The organism is Kitasatospora sp. NPDC101447 (assembly GCF_044767225.1).
Lineage (GTDB): Bacteria > Actinomycetota > Actinomycetes > Streptomycetales > Streptomycetaceae > Kitasatospora.
Map to the genome: position 1 here is coordinate 52,669 of NZ_JBIWNL010000042.1, position 20,462 is coordinate 73,130.

Sequence of the window (20,462 nt, forward strand, 5' to 3'; positions counted from 1 at the left end):
GGCCTTGCGCGGTACGGGTCATGAGCTGGAATGACGAGCCCCTCTGCTGCTGCGGTATGACGCCGGGGCCTCTCTCCCCTAGGGGTCGGCGGAAACCGGAGGCCGCCCACCACCGCGCCCGCCGCCGCGCCCGGCGCCACCCCGCCGCCGGGAAGCCGCTCGGGTGCGCGAACGGCGCCGGGCGGCTCGACCTGAGGTGAGCGGTCCCGGCGCCGTGTCCGACCCGGCTCAGGAGTGCGCGCGCTCCCACAGCTCGGTGACCTTGCCGGAGGCGTCGATCGCCACCTTGTAGTCGCCGCCCGAGCAGGGGTACGAGCCCTTCTGGTTGTCCGGGTTGGCGATGCACTCGTTGACGTGCTTCACCAGGTCGGCCAGGTTGACGTCCTTCGGCGCGGTCAGCACCGAGCTCAGGTGGCCCTTGGCGGTCGGCGCGAACGCGGCGGTCTTGTCGGCGCCCACCGGCTCGAAGACGACGTCGTTGACACCGCAGGCGTCCTTGGTCTCCTTGTAGACCAGGGTCGTCGTGGTGGTGCCCTTCGCCGGGTAGATCCACTTCTGGCCGGCCGGCAGCGGGCCGTGGGTGCAGAAGCCCTCGGGCTCGCCGGAGGCGCCGGGGGTGCCGGGGGTGCCGGGGGTGCCGGTCGGCGCGGCGGGCTTCCCGGTGCCGCCCGGGGCGGCGGTGGGCGACGCCGGGGCCGGGGCCGCGCCGGTCGGGGCGGCCGTCGCGGTGGTCGACCCGCCACCCGCGCCCTGGTCCGACGAGTCGTCCGGCCCACAGGCCGCGAGGCCGAACGCGGCGGTGGCGACCAGAGCGGTGGCGAGCAGTCTCCTGGAAACGGACATGGCGAAGGAACCCCCGTTGTCACGCATGATCAGATTGATGGTGCGGCGGACAGACTAGCGCCTCGCCCCGACGCCGACCCCGGGGATCACCGCACCGGCCGCCGGGGCGCCCGGCGGCACGGCGCCCCGGCGGAGCGGGATCAACCGAGCTGCGCCAGGCCCTCGGTGGCGATCCGCTCGAAGACGGCGAGGTCGTTCTCGAAGATCGAGTCCGGGACCGGCCAGTGGATCACCAGCTCGGTGACGCCCAGCTCCCGGTACGTGCCGGCCCAGTCGACGAAGGCGTCCAGCGACTGCAGCGGCTTCTCCGCGGTCGAGCCCTGGAGCAGCATCTTCTCCAGCGTGGCCACGTCCCGGCCCTTGGCCTCGCAGGCCGCCGCCAGCTTCTCGATCTGCTGCGCGATCACCCCGGGCGCCTGCTCGACCGGCACGTCCGCCGGGCCCTTCGGGTCCCCGTACGTCACCCAGCCCTGCCCGTACTCGGCCGCCAGCTTCAGTCCGCGCGGGCCGGTCGCGGCGACGTAGAACGGCACCCGCGGCGTCTGCACGCAGCCGGGGATGTTCCGCGCCTCGACCGCCGAGTAGTAGGTGCCCTCACGCGTCGTGGCGTCGGTGCGCAGCAACTCGTCCAGCAGCGGGAGGAACTCGCCGAACCGGTCCGCCCGCTCCTTCGGCGACCACGCCTCCTGCCCCATCGCCGTCGCGTCGTAGCCCGTCCCGCCGGCCCCGATCCCCAGCGTGACCCGGCCGCCGGACACGTCGTCCAGCGTGATCAGGTCCTTCGCCAGGGTCACCGGGTGCCGGAAGTTCGGCGAGGTGACCAGCGTGCCCAGCCGCAGCCGCTCGGTCGCCGTCGCGGCCGCGGTCAGGGTCGGCACCGACCCGAACCACGCCTCGTCCCGGAAGCTTCGCCAGGACAGGTGGTCGTACGTGTACGCAGCGTGGAAGCCGAGGTCCTCGGCCCGCCGCCAGATCTTCTGCCCCTCGCTCCACCGGTGGATGGGGAGGATCACCGTGCTCAGTCGCATGTGCTCGACCCTACGGTAGCCGTCAGCGGCCGGCGCCCCGTGACGTGACGACCTCCTTCCGCCCCGGAACGAAGCCGCGTCGACGCGGGTTCAACGCAACAGCCAGCCCAGCAGGGTCGTCGCCGTGAACACCGTGCCCGACGCCAGACAGACCGCGCGCGGGGTCAGCCACCCGGGGCCTTCCGGGGGCCGGGACTGCGGGGCCGGAGCCAGCAGCGCGTCCGCGAAGGCCTGGGCGGTCGGCGGTCGGTCCGCCGGCTCGACGGACATCGCGGTCCGCAGCAGCAGGGCGACGTTCGGCGGGAGCTCCGCTCCGGCCGGGAGCGCCGGCAGCGTCGAGGCGGCCGGCCAGTCGGTCATCAGGGCTGTGGCGCGCCCGCCCGGGCCGAACGGCTTCTGCCCGGTCAGCAGCTCGTAGGCCACCACGGCCAACGCGTACACGTCGGCCCTCCCGTCGAACCCGCCGGTCTGGAAGGCCTGTTCCGGTGCCATGTAGGCGGGCGTGCCCGTGGTCACGGTGAGCCCGGATGCGTCCGCCAGTTGCTTGGCGCTGCCCAGATCCGCCACCAGCACCGCGGCGGGCGCAGGGCCGGCGGCGAGCAGCAGGTTGGACGGCTTGACGTCGCGGTGCACCACGCCCGCCTCGTGCAGGACCTGGACCGCGTAGCCCGCCTCCGCGGCCAGCCGCAGCGCCTCCTGCGGGTCGCACTGCCCGACCCGGTCCGCCAGGGTGCCGCCGCGTACGTAGTCCATGACGAAGTAGGGCCGGTCCTCCTGCACCCCGACGTCGTGCACCCGGACCACCCGCGGGCTGGCGATCCGGCGCAGCAGCCTCGCCTCCGCCAGGAACCGCTCGCGCACATCCGCGTTGGCGGCCCAGTTCTCGGCCAGCACCTTCACCGCGACCTCGGTGTCGAGCTCCGGGTCGTAGGCCTTCCAGACCGTCGCGAAGGAGCCGGCTCCGAGCCGCTCCACGAGGAGGTAACGGCCGAGCTTGCGCATGTGGCAGCATTCTGCCGGAGTCGGGGGGCGTGCGGAACTCCCGCCCGACGGGCGGGCCGCAGGCGGGACGAAACGGGGGGATCCGGGTGTACGAGGACGGTGAGCTGGAGGGGCTCGTGACGGCCGCTCAGGCGGGTGACCCGGAGGCGCTGGAACACCTGCTGGCCAGGCTGCGACCGGTGGTCCTGCGCCGCTGCTCGCGCTTCCTGCCCCACCACGCCGACGCGGAGGAGGCCGCGCAGGACGCGCTGCTGTCCATCAGCACGCACCTGGGCCGGTACGGCGGCCACGGCTCCTTCCAGGGCTGGGTGACGGTGATCGCCTCGAACGCCGCCCGGTCCACCTACCGCTCGATGCGCCGGCGCGCCGAGGACAGTCACGCCGACCTCCCCGAGTCCGTCGACCCGCGCACCACCAGCGTCATCGCCGGGACCAGGCTCGACGTGATGGAGGCGCTGACCGCGCTGGAGGAGCAGCACCCCGCCCTGGTCGAGGCGTTCGTGCTGCGCGACCTGGGCGACCTGACCTACGTCCAGGTGGCCGAGGAGCTGGACGCCCCGCTGAGCACGGTCAAGGACCGTATCGACCGGGCCCGCCACTTCATGCGCGCGCGTCTGGTCACCGGCCCGTGAACGACGGTCCCGCGGCGGGCGGCGGCCGCACCGTCGTCCGGCGCCGGTCCGCCGTCGCCGCCGTGGTGGCGGCTGCCGCGCTCGGGCTGGCGGCCGGCCGGTTCGTCCTGCCACCGCCCCCCGGCTCCACCGCGCACCCGACAGCACGGTCGAGTGCGGCGGCCGGCGGGGCGTCCCAGGGCGCGTCCGCTCCCGCGACGCCCGGCGGGTCCGTCCCGACGCCCGGGTCCCCGGCCTCGGCCTCCGGCTCCGCCTCGCCTACCGGTGTGACCGGTGCGACCGGGCCGGTGACGACCGCGAACCTCCTGGACCCGGCGGCGTTCGACCCGGACGTCGGCAGCGGGCGGATCCACGTCTCCGACCGGTACGGCGACGGGGCCTACGCCAACGCGGCCTGCTCCGGCGAGAAGACCCTCACCCAGACCCTGGGTGGGCCCGGTGCCCACTTCCGCGGGCTGATGACCACCCCCCGCACCAACCCGGACGACACCACGCTGGCCGCCACCGGCCACGGCGACCAGGTCGCCCGCGAGGTCGCCGCCGACGCCCGGACCCCTTCCCTGGCGCAGAACTTCACCGACCGCCTGCTGCTGGAGGAGGTGCCCTGCCAGGAGGAGGTGCCAGGGCACTGGGTCTACGGAAAGACCACGACGGTGCGGCTCGCTCCGGACGTCGTCGGGAACTGGATGGGCTCCTATCGGGGGGACCTCAACACCACCGGCACGGCGCCCGAGGGCACGGAGCCCTGCGGCGGCATCGCCGTGCTGCGCAGCGGCACCCACTACGGGGTGCTGGAGGTCGACGCCTGCCTGGGCACGGCCGCGATGGACCGCGTCGTCAGGGCCGCTCTGTCACAGCTGTGAAACAGCGGGTCGGGGCTCCGACTTTCCTTCCTCCGGCGGCATCTCCCCGGTTGTACGAGGACGCAGCAGGCGTCCCGACCAGCAGGGGGACCAGATGACCGAGAACCAGGCCGTCCAGCAGAAGTCCGTTCGCCGCAACCGCTTCGCCGCCGCGGCCTGCGTCGCCGCCGCACTGATCACGGTCGGCGTCGTCGGCGCCCAGTCGGCCGCCGCCGACGGGGCCGCGCACAACGCCGGCCGCCCGGCCGCGGTCACCGCGCCCGGCCTCGGCTCCGGCGACCTCGTCCAGAGCGAGGACTTCAAGCGGGGCCTGAACCCGGTCGGCGCGACCGTTGCGCTGACCGGACGCCAGGCGCTGTCCGCGTGCTCCGGCGAGGAGACGATGCGCGACCTGACCAAGGACAAGGCCACCGCGTACGCGTCCGTGACCTGGACCTTCGACACCGAGGGCATGCTGACCGAGTCGGCCGCGAGCGCCCCCACCGGGACCACGGCCGACACCTGGGAGAAGCAGCTCGTCTCGCTCGTCCAGGACTGCCAGGACGAGCCCGCCGGCCACTGGTACTACGGCGCGGCCCACACCCTGACCGTCGCCGGCGGCACCGCCCGCTGGTACCCGGCCTACAACGGCGACGGCACCGCCACCGGCGGGGTCGCGGTCCTGCGCAGCGGCACCCGGGTCGGCATCGTCGAGCTCACCGGCCGGCCCACCGACGCCCCGGCCCAGCTCGAAGGCGTCGTCACCGCCGCGCTGAACCGCCTCCACTCCTGACCGGCACCCCCGCTCCGCCCGCGCCGGCGGGCGGAGCGGACCCCGCCACAGCGGGAAGCCCCCGTCCCCGCCCCGGAACAACTCACCTGCCCGGCAAGAGGCTTCGTGGTTGACTGCGCGCCATGCAGACAACGATCAAGTCCCCGTGGGGAGTCACCGGCTACGGTGCGGCAAGTGTGCAGGCGGCGCCGGACCTCGCCCGGATCCGGCTCGGCGTGGAGCGGACCGAACCGACGCCGCAGGAGGCCTTCGCGGCCGCTCGCGCGGCGATAGCCGCCCTGCGCGAAGCGATGCGGGCCCACGGCGTGCAGGACGCGCAGGTGTCGGCGTCGCGGCTGGACCTGCAGACCGCGTGGAGCGGCTACGGCGCGGACCGGAAGTTCACCGGCTACCGCTGCCACGCCGCGTTCGCCATCGAGTACCACGACCTGGACTCCCTCGAACCGTTCCTGATCGCGGCGGTCGACGCCGGGGCGAACGAGCTGGACGGCGTCGACTTCGACGTGCGGAACAAGCCGGAGCTGCGGGCGAGGGCCCGCGAGAGCGCCGTACGGGCGGCCCGGTCCAAGGCCGAGCTGTACGCGGCGGCGGCGGGCGTGAAGCTGGGCGCCGTGGTCCACATCGAGGACGTCGATCCCGAGAGCATCGATGGGGGCCGCTACCGGGGCCACGGCTCCGCGGACAGCGCCTCGGAGGCGGACCTCGCGCCGGGCGCCGTGGTGGTCTCGGCCGCGGTGATGCTGGGGTTCGCGATCGCGGCCCCGTAGCGCCGGGCGTCCGGTCCGCTCGGGAGTGCGAACTCGGGTGCCGGGGCGGCGTGATGACGATCTCACACCGCCGCCGGCCCCGGGCCGCCGGACCGGCTTCCGGCGCCGTCGGCGCTGGTCCGGGGCCGTGCTCGGTCGCATGCCGACGGCCCTGCGGGTGACGCTCCGGCGGCCCCCCTGGGCGCTCAACCGGGTATTCCCTTGCGGAGGTGTCGGCCCGACCTGATAGAACTCCCGTCGGACTCTCGTTCGAAAGTCCATCGAATCATCAAATTGGGGGGAGCGCGGATGTCCCATCCGACGCCACACGCCCGGCCGCAGCGCGCCAATCCGCTGTCGCGCGCGGCCACCCTGGCCATAGCCACCGCGGCCGTGGTCACCTACGCCGGTCTGCCTGCCGCCCACGCCGACGCGCCGACCACGCAGCGCGTCGGCAGCGTGCCGACCGCGATCCCGGCCGACGCGACCAAGACCGCCGCCCCGGCCGACGACACCCCGGTGCAGCTGAGCGTGCACCTGAAGTCGCGTGACGAGGCCGGCGCCAACGCGCTGGCCGCCGCGGTGAGCGACAAGACGTCGCCGCAGTACCACCGCTTCCTGAAGACCGGTGAGTTCGCGAAGCGCTTCGGCGCCGACCAGGCCACCGTCGCCAAGGTCAAGCAGGCCCTCACCGCGCAGGGCCTGAAGCCCGGCGAGCTCGACGCCGACGGCCTGACCATCCCGGTCTCCACCACCGTCGCCCAGGCCAAGAAGTCCTTCGACGTGGACCTGGCCGGCTACACGACGCCCGACGGCCGGACCGGCTTCCTGAACACCGCCGCCCCCGCGGTGCGTTCCGACGTGGCCGGCGCGATCACCGGCGTCGTCGGCCTGAACACCCTGGCCCAGGCGCACAGCAGCCACGTGGTCGGGGCCACCGGCCAGGCCGGCACCGGCCTCGCGCACCCGGCCGCGACCGCCGCCGCCGGTGCCTACCCGGCGATGTGCGCCGGCGCCGCCTCGGCGTTCCCCGGCAAGTCGGACAGCAAGGACTACTTCAGCCCCTCCGCGCTCGCCTCGGCCTACGGCCTGAACGGCATGACCGACGGCGGCTTCGGCACGACCGTCGCCGTCTTCGCCCTGGAGGACTACTCGGACGCCGGTCTGAGCACCTTCCAGTCCTGCTTCGGCACCAACGCCTCGGTGCAGCGGGTCCGGGTCAACAGCGGCTACCAGGCTCCGCCGACCAACAACGGCGTCGGCGTCGAGACCGCCCTGGACCTCGACACCGTCATCGGTCTCGCGCCCCGCGCGAACGTGCTGGTCTACCAGGGTCCGGACGCCTCGCGCGCCACCCAGGCGGACATCCAGAACACCTACCGCCAGATCGTCTCGGACAACCGCGCCCAGGTGGTCACCACCAGCTGGGGCGTCTGCGACCAGGTCATGGCGACCAGCGACCTCAATGCCGAGCGGGACATCTTCCTGCAGGCCGCGCTGCAGGGCCAGACCGTGGTGGCGGCTTCCGGTGACGACGGCTCCAGCGGCTGCAACTACCTGAAGAACATGGGCGCTCCGGCGAACATCACCAACCTGCTGAGCACCTCCGACCCGGCGAGCCAGCCGCTCGTCACCGGTGTCGGCGGCACCACGCTGAGCAGCAACGGCGGCGTCGTCTCCGAGTCGGTCTGGAACCGCAACGGCGGTGCGAGCGGCGGCGGCGTCTCCCGCTGGTCGCTCAACGGCAACTCCTACCAGGCCGGTTTCTACGGCCCGGGCTACACCAACCAGTGCCAGGGCGCGGCCGGTACGACCTGCCGTCAGGTCCCCGACGTGGCGGCCAACGCCGACCCGTCGACCGGCTACGTGGTCGCCACCGGCGCCGGCTCCTGGATGATCATCGGCGGCACCAGCGGCGCCGCTCCGCTCTGGGCCGCCATGACGGCGCACCAGAACAACCCGGGCTGCACCGGCCGCGTGGGCTTCGTCGCCCCGGCGTTCTACTGGGCCAACAAGCACGGCATCGGCGCGCTGCGCGACGTCACCTCCGGCAACAACGACATCGGCATCCAGGGCGGCCTGTACTGGGCCGGGTCCGGCTACGACATGGCCACCGGTCTGGGCACCCCGGACGCCGACAAGGCCATGAAGCTGGTCTGCAACCCGAACGCCGGCTTCGACCGCACGATCGAGGTCGTGGAGAACGGCCAGCTGCACGAGGTGTACACCGACACCACCGGCTGGCACGACGGCACCGTCCCGGGCGTCTCCGGCGTCACGGCGATGAGCTTCACCTACAACGCCAACGGCAACCGGGTCATCGAGGCCATCGAGAACGGTGAGCTGCACGAGATCTACACCGACGCCACCGGCTGGCACGACGGCATGATCCCGGGCCTGTCCGGCATCACCGCCATGAGCTTCAGCTACAGCCCCTCGGGCGCCCGCGTCATCGAGGCCATCAAGGACGGCGAGCTGCACGAGATCTACAGCGCCTCCGACGGCTGGCACGACGGCGTGATCCCGGGCCTGTCCGGCATCACCGCCATGAGCTTCAGCTACAGCCCCTCGGGCGCCCGCGTCATCGAGGCCATCAAGGGCGGCGAGCTGCACGAGATCTACAGCGCCTCCGACGGCTGGCACGACGGTGTGATCCCGGGCCTGTCCGGTATCGCCGCGCTGAGCTTCAACTACAACTCCGCCGGTGTCCGCGTGATCTCGGCCGTCAAGAACAACCAGCTGCACGAGGTGTACAGCGCCTCCGACGGCTGGCACGACGGCGTGATCCCCGGTGTCGGCGGCAACATCACCGCCCTGTCGGGCAAGATCACCCCGGGCACCAACGACCGCGTGATCGAGACCATCGAGGACGGCAAGCTGTTCGAGGTGCACAGCGCCGACGGCAACTGGTTCCACGGTCCGCTGCCGGTCGACAACTCGGGCGTGACCGCCCTGTCGCTGGCGCTCCACTAGGACGCCCTCGGGAACCCGTGAAAGGGGCCTCCCGGCAGTTCGCACCGCGAGCTGCCGGGAGGCCCCCGGCGTTTCCGGGCAGCGCGGGGCCGCCGGGGCCGCTACGGGTGCGGGCGGGTGCGCTGGGCCGGGAGGGCCGGAGCCTCGGTGCGGCGGGCGATGTCCGCGAGGGTGTGGAAGAGGACGTCACCGAGCAGGACCGGGTCGCGCGAGGTGTCGCTCGGGTCCGGGCCGGCGGAGTCGGGGCGGACGGTCGGGGGCGGCTGGTCACGGAGCTGGCGAGTGGGCATGGCTCTTCCTGCCGACGGGGTGGCCGTGGGCAGTCCTGCCCGCCGTACCGGGCCCGGACACCCGGGGCGGGGGCGGATCGGCCGGAAACGGCGTACGAAGGGCCGGATCGGGCCCCGCACGGGCCCCGACCCGGCAGGTGACCGCCCCGGCAGGTGACCGCGCCGATGACCGCGCCGGTGACCGGGCCGCGCCGATGGGCGAAGATGGACCGGTGACCGAACCCCGTACCGCTCCCCGCCTCGTCGCCACCGATCTGGACGGCACCCTGCTCTGCTCCGGCGGCACCGTCACCGACCGCACGGCCGCGGCGCTGGCGGCGGCCGAGGCGGCCGGGGTGCAGGTGGTGTTCGTGACCGGGCGGCCGCCGCGCTGGATGCAGCAGGTGAGCCCGCACATCGGCGGTCACGGGGTGGCGATCTGCTCGAACGGCGGCGCGGTGGTGGACGTGCGGCGCGGCGAGCTGCTGGAGTCCTTCCCGCTGCCGACGGAGACCACGCTGGCGGTGGTCGAGGTGCTGCGGGCCAAGCTGCCCGGCACCGCGTTCGCCTTCGAGTACCCGGGCGGCTGGGCCCGCGAGGACGGGTACGCGGTGCCGATGTGGGGCGACGAACTGGAGCACGCGGTCGGCTCGGCGGAGGAGCTGCTGGGCGCCGGCGGGCCGGTCCGGGGCCTGTTCAAGCTGCTGGCCAAGCACCCGGAGCTGGACCCGGACACCTTCCTCGCCGAGGCCCGCTCGGCGGCCGGGCACCTGGCCGAGATCACCCGCTCGGCGCCGATCGCGCTGCTGGAGATCAGCGCGCCCGGCGTCACCAAGGCCAGCACGCTGGCCCGCTGGTGCGCCGGGCACGGGATCGACCGCAGCGAGGTGGTGGCCTTCGGCGACATGCCGAACGACCTGGAGATGCTGGCCTGGGCCGGCACCGCGTACGCCGTCGCCAACGCGCACCCGCAGGTGCTGGCGGCGGTGCCGCTGCACACGGTGAGCAACGAGCAGGACGGCGTCGCGGCGGTGCTGGAGGGGGGGGGGGGGGCCGGCCCCCCCGCCCCCCCCCCCCCCGGGGGCGCGGGGCGCCCCCCCGCCGGGGCGGGGGGGGGGGGGGGGGGGGGGGGGGGGGGGGCGGGGCGCCGCCCCCCCCCCCCCGCTGCTGATCCGCTTACCCGAAGCGCCCGTTGACGTAGTCCGAGGTCCGCTGGTCGCGCGGGCTGCCGAAGATCTGCTCGGTCGGCCCGGCCTCGACGATCCGGCCCGGGGTGTCGTGGGTGGCCAGGAAGAACGCGCAGGTCTGCGAGACCCGCTGGGCCTGCTGCATGTTGTGGGTGACGATCACGATGGTGAGCCGCCCCTGCAGCTCGGCGATGGTCTCCTCGACCCGGCGGGTGGAGGTCGGGTCCAGCGCTGAGCACGGCTCGTCCATCAGCAGGATGTCCGGCGAGACGGCCAACGACCGTGCGATGCACAGGCGTTGCTGCTGCCCGCCGGAGAGCGCGCCGCCCGGGGTGTGCAGCCGGGTGGCCACCTCGTCCCAGAGGCCGGCGCGCCGCAGGCTGGTCTCCACCAGGTGCCGGCGCTCCTCCTTGGACACCTTGATCCCGGCCAGCTTGAGCCCGCTGGAGACGTTGTCCTGGATGGACATCGCCGGGAAGGGGTTGGGCCGCTGGAAGACCATGCCGATCCGGCGCCGCACCTCGGCGGGCCGGCGTCCGGGCCGGTAGACGTCGTCCCCGTCGAGCAGCACCTCGCCGGAGAGGGCGGCGCCGCGCACCATCTCGTGCATCCGGTTGAGGATCCGCAGGTAGGTGGACTTGCCGCAGCCGGACGGGCCGATCAGCGCGGTGACCCCGCCGGCCGGCATCGCCAGCGAGACCCGCTCCAGCACCTTGCGGCTGCCGAACCAGGCGGACACGTCGCGGGTCTCCAGCCCGGCCAGCGGTTCGCCGCCGGGGTGGCCGCCGGGGTGCCGCGGGTCGGCGTACGGGGCGGCGGGGACCGGGGGGAGGGTGAGGGTGTCGGCCACCGGGTCGGTCGCGGGGGCGTCGGCCAGTGGCACGTCGGCCAGTGGCACGTCGGTCAGTGGTGCGTCGGTCATCGGTACGGTCCTCCGGGCGCGCGTCAGTAGAGGTTGGGCAGCAGGGCGGCGGCGTTCTCGTAGACCGCCCAGAGCAGCGCGCCGACCACCGGCGCGAGGCTCAGGTACGCGGCCGAGCGCCGCCAGTACCGGGCCAGCACCAGCGCGCCGAACACCGCGCCGAGCAGGCCGAGCGACCACAGCTGCAGCGTGGCCAGCGCGCCCTTGTCCGCGGCCAGCGCCTTGTCGTACGGGACGGTCGCGGGCCGGCCGCCGGGGTTCTGCGCGGGGGCGCCCTCCAGCCGGGCGCCGATCAGCACGGTGGAGCCGGGGATCCAGTCGGAGTCGCCGGTGACCAGGACCAGGCGGTCGCGGGCCGGGTCGCCGATCGGGTGGTCGCCGTCGCCGTACGTGGTGACGGTGTAGGTGAACTTGCCCTGCCCGGTGGTGGCTTCGATCCTGTCGCCGACCCGCAGCCCGGACAGCTCGGCGAACGGCGCGCCGAAGGTGGCGCCCCGGCCGAAGACCACCGAGACGCCGCTCTGGCCGGGCAGCGCGGTGTCCCGGCGGTGGCCGGGGCCGCGCATCAGGTCCCGGCCGGTGGTGCCCTCGACCACGACCGCCTGGTGCAGGCCGATCGCCGGGATGTCCAGCAGCGCCACCGGGTCGCCGTCGGCGGCCGAGCCGGTCGGGGCGACGGCCCGGGCCAGCTGGTCGCGGAAGGTCTTGTACGCGGTGGACTGGTAGTGCTTCTCCTGGAGGTGCGAGAGCGTGAACAGGTAGCCGACGAAGCCCAGCACCAGGGCGGCCGCCAGGCAGGCCGCCCAGGCGCCCTGGAGGAACCGCCGCCGTGCGGGCGGCGCGGCGGGCCGGTCGGGGGCGGCCCCGCCGGCGGCCGGCCGCGGCGCACCGGCCGGGGCCGGCTGCACGGCGGGCTTCTCCAGCACCGGCGCGGTCACGAGGTGCCGTCCGAGCCGTTGCGGCGGCGCAGCAGACGGCGGCCGAGCAGCGGCGGGACGAGGACCACGGCGAGCAGTTCCACCGCGGTGAGGGTGGACAGCGTCCAGTCCTCGGGCTTGCCGCTGACCTCGACCACGTCGGCCGCCACCTGGCTCGCACCGCCGCGGCCGCGGGCGACGACCTGGCCGGTCTGCGGGTCGATCACGTCGCCGGTGCCGTCGTCGGCGCCGGGTGCGTTCGGGTCGCCGGCGGCCGCACCGCCGGGCGCGTTCGGGTCGCCGCCCGCCGCGCCGCCGGCACCGCCGGCGCCACCACCCGTACCGGCGCCGCCCGCACCGCCCGTCCCGCTGCCGTCGGCGCCGCCGCCGCCGGACCCGCCGGTGCCACCGGTGCCGCCGGTACCGCCCGCTCCACCGGCCGCGCCGCCGGAGCCGCCCGAGCCGCCGGTGCCGGAGCCGCCGGCGGACCCGGTCGACACCGCCTTGCCGCCCTGCACCACGCAGTTGAGCGGCGCGCCCTGCTTGTCGCACTCGCTCGGCATCGGGGCGTTCTTGAGGACGGTCAGCTCACCGGCGGAGTTGAAGGTCGGGTTGGCGCAGTTGGCGAGGGTGTCCGGGTTCACCGGGCTGGCGTTGCCGGGGATGGACTTGGTCTGCAGCAGACCACCGCGGACCAGGCCGCGCGGGATCGGCGAGTACCCGAGGTCGTCGGCCTTGCCCTGGCCCTCGCACAGCACGTAGGAGAGGAAGCGGCTGAGCGCGGAGCCCTTGTCGTTGTTGAAGCGCGGCGGCGGGGGCAGCGCCGCCCCGGCGCGCGGCACGATCAGGTAGCTGTAGCTGGAGATCGGGTAGGCGCGCGGGTCGTTCATGGTGTAGACGCCGTCGAGGTTCTGCTGCAGGTAGTTCGGGTCGTTCGGCGGGGTGCTGTCGTCCACGCCGCGGATCCTGGCGGCGGTGAGCGCGACGGCGACGTTGGAGGCGGTCGGCAGCGCGTAGTAGCCCGCCGAGTTGAGCACCTTGACGACCGGCCAGTTGCTGCGCTTGGCGAAGGCGTATTCGTCGTAGCCGATGGTGCCCTGGTTGCCCGGGGACTTGATGTAGCCGGCCACCACGTCGGAGCCGTTCTGGGCGGTCATCCGGCCGGACTTCGGGAAGAACTCGGTGTAGTCGCCGCAGCTCACGCCGTTGACGGCGGTGCAGTAGGCGTCCCACTGGTCCTTGTGGGTGTGCTCCATCCAGCGGGTGAACTGCGCGGTGGCGCCGGAGCCGTCGGAGCGGATCACCGGGGTGATCGGCAGGTTGGGCAGGGCCTTGCCGTAGTCGGCGGTGATCTTCGGGTCGTTCCAGTTGGTGATCTTGTTGGTGAAGACGTCCACGATGGTCTGCGGGGAGAGCCGCAGGTCGGTGACCCGCTTGCCGCCGACGACCAGGTTGTACATGAAGGTGGTGCCGCCCGCGGTTATCGGGACGTAGGAGAAGCCGTAGGTCGGGTTCTCCTTGCCGCCGCCGCCGGCGGCCTGACCGCCCTGGCCGAGGCCGGTGTCCTGCCCGGAACGGAAGGGCACGTCGGAGGCGGTGAAGTCGTCCTGCCCGATCGCCCACTGGGTGCGGCCGGCCGCCGAGCCGACCGGGTTGAAGTTGATCTGGATGCCCTGCGGCGACACGTCCTGGCGCCACTGGTCGATGGCGGGGCCGGCCCAGCTGGAACCGTCCGCGCTCAGCGAGACGGAGGCCGCGTGGGCCGGGGTCTGCCCGAGCAGCAGGGAGGCCGTGGCGAGCGACAGGGACATCGCCCCCGCGAGCAGTCGGGCCATGGAGCGCCTTGCGGCCTCCCGGAACATGTGAACTCCTCTGGGAAGGACGGTGGTTGGACGGGACATCACGGCTGCCCCTGCGGCCGGAGGGGGTACGGGCCGGCGGCCGCACCGGCGGCGGCCGCCTCCAGGCGGCGGGCCTCCCGGTCGATCCGGCGCCGCTGGGCCCGGGTCAGCTGCCCGGGCCGGCGGCCGCCGATCACGCGCGCGGTGACGAAGAGGACGAGCACCACGCCCATCAGGGTCAGGCCGGCCGCGAAGCCGCGCGCGATCATCCCGTCGTACGGCTGCTTGACGTAGTTCCAGATGTACAGCGGCAGCGAGACCTGGTGCCCGTCGAACGGGTTGCCGTTGAACTGCGAGGTGAAGCCGGAGGTGAGCAGCACCGGCGAGGTCTCGCCGACGCCGCGCGCCATGCCGAGCACCACCGCGGTCACCAGACCGGGCCGGGCGGTCGGCAGCACCACGTTCCACACCGTGCGCCACTGGCTGCCGCCGAGCGCGTACGAGGCCTCGCGCAGGGTGCCGGGCACCAGGCGGATGACCACCTCGGCGGCCCGGGTGACGATCGGCATCATCATCACGGTGAGCGCGAGCGAGGCCGCGAAGCCGCTCTTCTCGAAGCCGAAGGTGATGATCACGACGCCGAGGATGAACAGGCCGGCCACGATGGACGGCAGCGCCGTCATCGCCTCGACCAGGGTGCGCACCGGCCGGGCCGCCCGGCCGCCGACCTCGGACATGAAGACGGCCGCCGCGATGCCCAGCGGGACGGCGAACAGCGTGGCCAGGCCGAGCTGTTCGAGGGAGCCGACGATGGCGTTGAGCGCGCCGCCCGAGGTCAGCTGGTCGAGCGGGCCGGTGTGCTCCATGGACTCGGTGAAGAAGTTGAGGTGCTGGGCGGCCTCCCGGCCCCGGCCGGCGACGTAGCCGATCTGGTCGGCGATCAGCGCGACCACCAGCAGCCCGGAACTCCAGGCGACCACGGCGACCAGCCGGTCCCGCACCATCATCGGGTTCCACTGGAGCCGGCCGAGGACGGAGTAGCCGGCCAGGAAGAACAGGTACCAGCAGATCAGGAAGCCGAAGGCGCCGCTGAACGGCAGCACCCGCTCGTACAGCACCCAGTCCAACGCGAGCGAGCCGGCCGCCGCACCGGCCACGGTGAGGACGTCGTCGCGGGTGACGCCGCCGATCCGGAGCTTCTTCTCGGGGCGCGGGGCGTCGGTCGCGCCGGTCGCGTCGGGCTCCGCGGACGCGGGGGCCCCGGCGGGCCCGGGCGGCGCGACCGGCGGCAGGTCGAGCGTGGTCATCGGAGGGTCCCTTCACGGTTCGGGCGGCGGCCTGCCCGGCAGGCGTGCCGGCGGTTCGTCATGGTCAGTCCGCCGTCGCGGCGCCGGAGCGCGAACGGTTGATGACGATCCCGGCCAGCACGTTGACCAGCAGGGTGAGCGCGAACAGCACCAGACCGGCGGCCATCAGCGCGGAGAGCGACAGCGAGTCCGACTCGCCGAAGCGCAGCGCGATCAGCGCGGAGATCGAGTTGGCGCCGTTCTCCAGGATGTGCGTGATGGCCTCGAAGTTCGGCGAGATGATCAGCGCGACGGCGATGGTCTCGCCCATCGCCCGCCCGAAGCCCAGCATCACGGCGCCGATCACGCCGCCCTTGCCGAACGGCAGGACGACCGCGCGGACCATCCCCCAGCGGGTGGAGCCCAGCGCGTACGCGCCCTCCCGCTCGCCCTGCGGGGCCTGGGAGAAGACCTCCCGGCTGAGCGAGGTGATGATCGGGATGATCATCAGGGAGACCACCACGCCGGCGATGAACGTCGAGGAGGTGTACGAGGTGTTGATGTCGCCGATCCGCACCTTGAGGAAGGGGATGGTGTCGCCCAGGTGGTTGGCCATCCAGCGGACGAAGCCGATGATCCGCGGCTGCAGGAAGAACAGGCCCCACAGGCCGTAGACGATGCTGGGGATGGCCGCCATCAGGTCGACGAGCGAGACCAGCGCGGCGCGCAGTCGCACCGGGGCGTACTCGGAGATGAAGATCGCGGTGCCGATCGCCACCGGGACGGCGATGACCAGCGCGATCACCGCGATCAGCAGGCCGTTGGGCAGGACGGCGGCGATGCCGAAGTTGTGCGCGGCGGTCTGCCACTTCTGCTCGGTCAGGAAGGACCAGCCGACCGTGCGCAGCGCGTCGGTGCCGCGCAGGATCAGGAAGAAGGCGATCAGTCCCATGATCGCGAAGACCGAGAAGCCGGCCAGCCGCAGCACGCCGCGGAACACCCGGTCGCCCGGGGTCGCGGGGGCGGTGATGGCGCGCGGCACGTCCTGGTCGGGCCCGTGGTCGGGTTGGCGTGGCACCCCGGCGTACGGTGCCGCGGGCTCGGCGGCGGATGTCATGGTGTGCTCTCCGTGCTCGGGAACGGGCGTGCTCGGTGAGGGTCCGGGGCGCTGCCGCGGCGGGCGGGAGGCGCTCCGTGGGCGGGAAGCGCTCGGCGGGTGGGAAGCGCTCGGCGGGTGGGAAGCGGGGGGGGGGGGGGGGGGGGGGGGGGCGCCCCGGGGGGGGGGGGGGGGGCGGGGGGGGCGGGGGGGCCCGGGGGGGGGGGGGGGGCGCCGCCCCCCGGCGGGGGGGGGGGGGGGGCGGGGGGGGGGGGGGGGGGCGGGGGGGGGGGGGGGGGCGGGGGGGGGGGGGGGGGGCCGCCCCCCCCCCCCCCCCCCCGGGTTCCCTACCTGCGGCGCAGCCGCGACCAGCGGGCGCGGGCGCCGGCCAGCACCTTCGCGCCGGCCGGGGTGCCGCCGAGGAACAGCGCGGCCGGTCCGCCGACCAGCAGCACCAGGCCGGCGATCAGCGCGACGGGCAGCAGCAGCCGGGCGGTGCCGGGCCGGTCGGGCACCGGGGTGCCGACCGGGGCCGCGGCGAGCGGGCTCCCGGACGGGGCGGCGGAGGGGGCCGCGGTGGCGCCGGGCTTGGCGGCCGCCGCCTGGGGGCCGGGTGCCGCGGCGCCGGCCGCGACCGCCCCGGTGGAGCCGGTCGAGCTGCCGGAACCGCCGGAACCGGTGCCGGACAGGCCGTCGGAGGAGCCGGCGCCGCTGCCGCCGGAGTTGCCGTCCGCGGTGGTGGCGGCGTTGCCCGCGCTGCTCACCGGGCTCGTCCCGCTCTCGGTGCCGCCGGTGGTGCCGCCCGTCGTACCGCCGGTCGTGCCGCCGTTGCCGCTCTGCGGAGTGCCCGGGTCGGTGCCCGGGGTGGTCGGCGCGGTCTGGTTGCCGGGCAGTTTGCCGTCCTGCGCCTCCACGTGCTGCACGGCGTCCTGGGCCTGCTGCCGCTGGGCGCCGGTCAGGGCGAGGTAGCCCGGGGCGAGCCGGCCCGGCGAGATGCCGTAGGTCTGCCCGTCGGTGGTCACCGTCCTGAGGAAGCGCGCGATCGCGGCGGCCTTCGGGGCGGCGGCCCCGCCGGTCGGCACCATCGCGTACTGCACGTAGCTCAGCGGGTACGCCCGCTGGTCGCGCGAGAACGCGGTGTCGGGCGTGCCGTAGGGCAGCTGCTGCACCCCGGTGGTCGCGTCGGTGGGCATGTCGGCGACGGCGGCCTGGAAGCCGGCCGTGCCGGGCGACACGTAGGAGCCCGCCGGGTTGAGCAGCGCGGCCTCGGGCAGCGAGAACGCCTTGGCCTGGGCGGTGTCCATGACGGCGAGCATCGCGCGCTGGCCGACGGCCTGCGCGGCGCAGGGCTTGTGGCCGTTGGTGACGGGGTCGATGTTCGGGTCCTGGCAGTTCGGCTGGCTCTGCATCAGGTTGCGGGCGACCCGCCCGAGGCCGTCCAGGGACGGGTTCCACTCGTACTGCTTCCAGTGCCGGAGGTCCGCGGTGGTGCTGTCCTTGTCGAGCCCGGTGAAGTCCTGGGTCTGGAAGGCCTCCGCGGGGTAGCCGGCGAACTTGGGCTTCAGGTAGAAGCTGTCGACGCGCATGCCCCACGGGTCCGGCTCGCCGTCGAGGAAGCGGGCCGCGTCCGGGTCGGCGGCCACCCACGAGGTCAGCAGGTAGGTGAAGTCGGTGGTGCCGCCCGGGACGCCGGGGTAGATCGTCAGGACCGCGCCGCAACTGGTCGGCCAGTGGATCCCGTTGGCCGCGTTCTCCGGGTTCAGCTGCTTGAACTCGGGGTCGGTGAACAGGCAGATCGGGTTGCCGGCCACGGAGGGGATCGACGCGCCCGGCGACGCGTAGGACTGGGTCAGCAGCTTGGCCAGCAGCCGGGCGTTCAGCTTCATGTCCCGGATCTGCCGACCGGTCGTGGGATCGTCGATCAGGTACGCCACCGAGATGCCGGTCGTGGCGAGCGGCGCGTAGACGTACGGGCGCGGCGGCGGCGACGGGTCCGCCCGCGCGGTCAGCGCCACGTCCGTGGTGCTGCTGCCGGCCAGGAACGCGGCGCGGGCCTGCGGCTCGCCGCCGGCCGGGACGTAGCCCACGGTCATCGGCGAGTCGCCGAGGCACAGGCCGGCCCGCCACTGCTGCATGGCCCGGTTGGCCATCTCCAGCCCGGCGGCGCCGAAGGCCTGGTCGCTCGCGGCGCAGGAGTCCGGCGTGGGGGCGAAGCCGAGCGGGACCACCGTCCGGTGCTTCCAGGCGCACTGCTCGCTGGTCCGGTTGCCGGTCTTCCAGTTCTGGAAGGCGGGACCGGGCTTCATGATCCCGTCGGCGGCGGTGTAGCCGTCCGGATCGTCGTCCAGGTCGTGGAACTCGCAGTCGGCCCCGCCGTCCTGGACCTGGAAGAGGTCCAGCGGGTCACCGCCGTAGTTGGGCTCGACCACCAGCGAGCAGGGGTGGGTCGAGTCGCAGCCGAGCGTGGCGCTCTCCTTGGCGCTCCACACCTCGATCGAGGCGGTGCCCGAGCCGTCCGGGCCGGTCGCGGCGATCACCTGGTTGGAGGGCCACTCCGGCGTCTCCATGCGGGTGGGGCGGGGCGGCTGTTCGAAGCCCTTCGACCCGTCGCCGCCGTAGAGCGTGCTGCCGTAGCAGTCCGTCACCGCCGGGTCGGTCCCGCGGCACTGGTAGATCCGGACCGCGTAGAGGATGCTGTTCGACTCCTTCACCGCCACCGGGACGGGAGTCTTGGCGTACAGCGAGACGGTCGGGGTGAAGCCGGTCCAGGAGACCTGGAGGACCTGGTTGGTGAGGTTCGCCGTCTGGGAGACGGTCACGCTGCCCTCGGGACCGTACTGCTTGGTGGCCGGGATCCAGACCTTCGGACCCTTCACCGTCACGGCCGAATCGGCGTGCGCCGGCGGCGCCGCGCCCAGCCCGATCGGGACGACGGCGAGCGCCGCCACCACGGCCTTGACGAGCGCCAGGGCCGGTAGTCGGCGACGCCACCGCCCGCTGCCTCTCGGGTCGGGTACGCGGTTTCTCATGGCGGGGCCTCCGGGAGGTGCGGGGCCGCCGAGGGAGGCGGCACGCGGGCGTCGAGCGCGCTGGGGACGGACGGTTCCGTGCGTACTATTCGGCCAGCCGGACATGGCGGGATCCGGTCGGCCAGGTGTACGAGACCACAACGCGGCGACTCCGTACCGGAGTTGGGAAATCCGCAAGCGGCGGGCCCGCGCCGAGGCACGGACCCGCCGGTCTGCGGTCAGGTGCGGCGCGGTCAGTGCGCCGGGGTGTAGGACAGCGCGAGCGAGCCGATCTGCTGGCCGGCGGTGAAGAAGGTGGCGCCGAGCTTGGTGTCGAGGAAGTTCGCGCCCTCGGCGTCCACCTGGAAGCTGGAGGAGCTCAGGCTCTGGGTGAGGCCGTTGCGGTTGATCACGTTGTCGCCGGCCGGGTCCAGCAGCGGCACGGGCGCCGTCGAGCCGTTCGGCACGGCGGTGAAGTAGCCGTTGGCGACGGAGAAGTCGAACTGCTTGAAGGTCACGCTCTTTCCGGTGGCGAGGTTCAGGAAGAGCAGCCCGCCGCCGAACTGCACGTCGCCGTAGAAACCGGGGATGTTCGCCTCGCCACCGCTCACCGGGAGCGTCACGGTGAGGCCGGCGTTCGGGTCGAACGTCGGGTTGGCGGGCTGGAGCGGAATGACCACGATGCCCTTGAGCGCGGCGCTCGTCAGGAAGTTCACGTCGGTGGTGATCACGGCCTGGCCCGCGGCCGGCGTGGCCGGGGTGGTGTCGGCGACAGCCGCACCGCTCACGGCGGTCAGAGCGAGGACGACGGCGGCACCGGTCGAGGCCAGGCGCGCGCTGATGCGGGACATGCCGAACTCCTTGGGAGAGGGAGGGGAGAGGTGGTTTCCGGCCGTGCGGTCGGGCCGGGGGGGGGGGGGGGGGGGGGGGGCGCCCCCCCCCCGGGGGGGGGGGGGGGGGGGGGGGGGGGGGGGGGGGGGCGGGGGAGGTGATCGGTCATCGCCGGGTCGCCACCTGGATGAAGCCGGAGGCCTTCTCGACACGCTTGGAGAAGTCGGCGAACTCCCCCTCGATCGG

General features: G+C 74.0%; 17 protein-coding genes. 6 read left to right on the forward strand and 11 right to left on the reverse strand.

Annotated elements, in window-relative coordinates; translation table 11 throughout:
* Positions 1-228: 228 nt before the first annotated feature.
* From ACIRST_RS36445 to ACIRST_RS36455, 3 genes are all read right to left on the reverse strand, one after another.
* Complete coding sequence (locus ACIRST_RS36445; RefSeq protein ID WP_402807971.1) at positions 229-870, reverse strand: hypothetical protein; 642 nt, start codon at positions 868-870, stop codon at positions 229-231.
* 113 nt (positions 871-983) lie between these two features.
* Entirely contained in the window at positions 984-1,871 is an 888-nt protein-coding gene (locus ACIRST_RS36450; protein WP_402807973.1) for an LLM class flavin-dependent oxidoreductase, read from the reverse strand.
* A gap of 90 nt (positions 1,872-1,961) precedes the next feature.
* Positions 1,962-2,873: a serine/threonine-protein kinase gene (locus ACIRST_RS36455; protein ID WP_350523709.1), complete on the reverse strand. Its 912-nt coding sequence runs from the start codon at positions 2,871-2,873 to the stop codon at positions 1,962-1,964.
* Between the two features lie 116 nt (positions 2,874-2,989).
* Here ACIRST_RS36455 and ACIRST_RS36460 point away from each other — a divergent pair, with 116 nt between their 5' ends.
* The 5 genes from ACIRST_RS36460 (at position 2,990) to ACIRST_RS36480 (ending at position 8,859) form a co-directional block, all read left to right on the forward strand.
* Positions 2,990-3,505 (forward strand): RNA polymerase sigma factor, encoded by a 516-nt coding sequence (locus ACIRST_RS36460; RefSeq protein ID WP_350523708.1) that lies wholly within the window; start codon positions 2,990-2,992, stop codon positions 3,503-3,505.
* Positions 3,502-4,368, forward strand: a complete 867-nt coding sequence (locus ACIRST_RS36465) for a hypothetical protein (RefSeq protein ID WP_402807977.1) — start codon at positions 3,502-3,504, stop codon at positions 4,366-4,368. Before ACIRST_RS36460 ends, ACIRST_RS36465 begins: the two co-directional genes overlap by 4 nt.
* Positions 4,369-4,462: 94 nt before the next feature.
* Entirely contained in the window at positions 4,463-5,140 is a 678-nt protein-coding gene (locus ACIRST_RS36470) for a hypothetical protein (RefSeq protein ID WP_402807979.1), read from the forward strand.
* A 122-nt stretch (positions 5,141-5,262) separates the two neighbouring features.
* Positions 5,263-5,907 carry an SIMPL domain-containing protein gene (locus ACIRST_RS36475; RefSeq protein WP_350523705.1) on the forward strand — a complete coding sequence of 215 codons (645 nt, stop codon included), beginning with the start codon at positions 5,263-5,265 and terminating at the stop codon, positions 5,905-5,907.
* Positions 5,908-6,195: 288 nt separating this feature from the next.
* The gene (locus ACIRST_RS36480; protein ID WP_402807981.1) at positions 6,196-8,859 is read left to right on the forward strand and encodes a protease pro-enzyme activation domain-containing protein; all 2,664 of its coding nucleotides are present in this window, start codon (positions 6,196-6,198) and stop codon (positions 8,857-8,859) included.
* Between the two features lie 101 nt (positions 8,860-8,960).
* Here the strand turns inward: ACIRST_RS36480 and ACIRST_RS36485 are convergent, their stop codons facing one another.
* A complete protein-coding gene (locus ACIRST_RS36485) occupies positions 8,961-9,149 on the reverse strand; it encodes a hypothetical protein (protein WP_402807983.1) in 189 nt (62 codons plus the stop codon).
* A gap of 212 nt (positions 9,150-9,361) precedes the next feature.
* Here ACIRST_RS36485 and ACIRST_RS36490 point away from each other — a divergent pair, with 212 nt between their 5' ends.
* Positions 9,362-10,324: an HAD family hydrolase gene (locus ACIRST_RS36490; RefSeq protein ID WP_402807985.1), complete on the forward strand. Its 963-nt coding sequence runs from the start codon at positions 9,362-9,364 to the stop codon at positions 10,322-10,324.
* Here ACIRST_RS36490 and ACIRST_RS36495 read toward each other — a convergent pair.
* The 7 genes from ACIRST_RS36495 to ACIRST_RS36525 form a co-directional block, all read right to left on the reverse strand.
* Positions 10,305-11,237 (reverse strand): phosphate ABC transporter ATP-binding protein, encoded by a 933-nt coding sequence (locus tag ACIRST_RS36495; RefSeq protein ID WP_402807987.1) that lies wholly within the window; start codon positions 11,235-11,237, stop codon positions 10,305-10,307. The genes ACIRST_RS36490 and ACIRST_RS36495 overlap by 20 nt on opposite strands.
* Positions 11,238-11,260: 23 nt before the next feature.
* The gene (locus ACIRST_RS36500; RefSeq protein ID WP_402807989.1) at positions 11,261-12,175 is read right to left on the reverse strand and encodes a sortase; all 915 of its coding nucleotides are present in this window, start codon (positions 12,173-12,175) and stop codon (positions 11,261-11,263) included.
* Positions 12,172-14,016, reverse strand: coding sequence for a substrate-binding domain-containing protein (locus tag ACIRST_RS36505; RefSeq protein WP_350523698.1), 1,845 nt, complete (start codon positions 14,014-14,016; stop codon positions 12,172-12,174). Before ACIRST_RS36505 ends, ACIRST_RS36500 begins: the two co-directional genes overlap by 4 nt.
* Positions 14,017-14,054: 38 nt before the next feature.
* Complete coding sequence (gene pstA / locus ACIRST_RS36510; protein ID WP_402807991.1) at positions 14,055-15,302, reverse strand: phosphate ABC transporter permease PstA; 1,248 nt, start codon at positions 15,300-15,302, stop codon at positions 14,055-14,057.
* Between the two features lie 64 nt (positions 15,303-15,366).
* Entirely contained in the window at positions 15,367-16,398 is a 1,032-nt protein-coding gene (gene pstC, locus ACIRST_RS36515; RefSeq protein ID WP_402807993.1) for a phosphate ABC transporter permease subunit PstC, read from the reverse strand.
* 326 nt (positions 16,399-16,724) lie between these two features.
* Positions 16,725-19,406, reverse strand: coding sequence for a hypothetical protein (locus ACIRST_RS36520; RefSeq protein WP_402807995.1), 2,682 nt, complete (start codon positions 19,404-19,406; stop codon positions 16,725-16,727).
* Between the two features lie 233 nt (positions 19,407-19,639).
* Positions 19,640-20,236: a hypothetical protein gene (locus ACIRST_RS36525; protein WP_402807998.1), complete on the reverse strand. Its 597-nt coding sequence runs from the start codon at positions 20,234-20,236 to the stop codon at positions 19,640-19,642.
* Positions 20,237-20,462 lie beyond the last annotated feature (226 nt).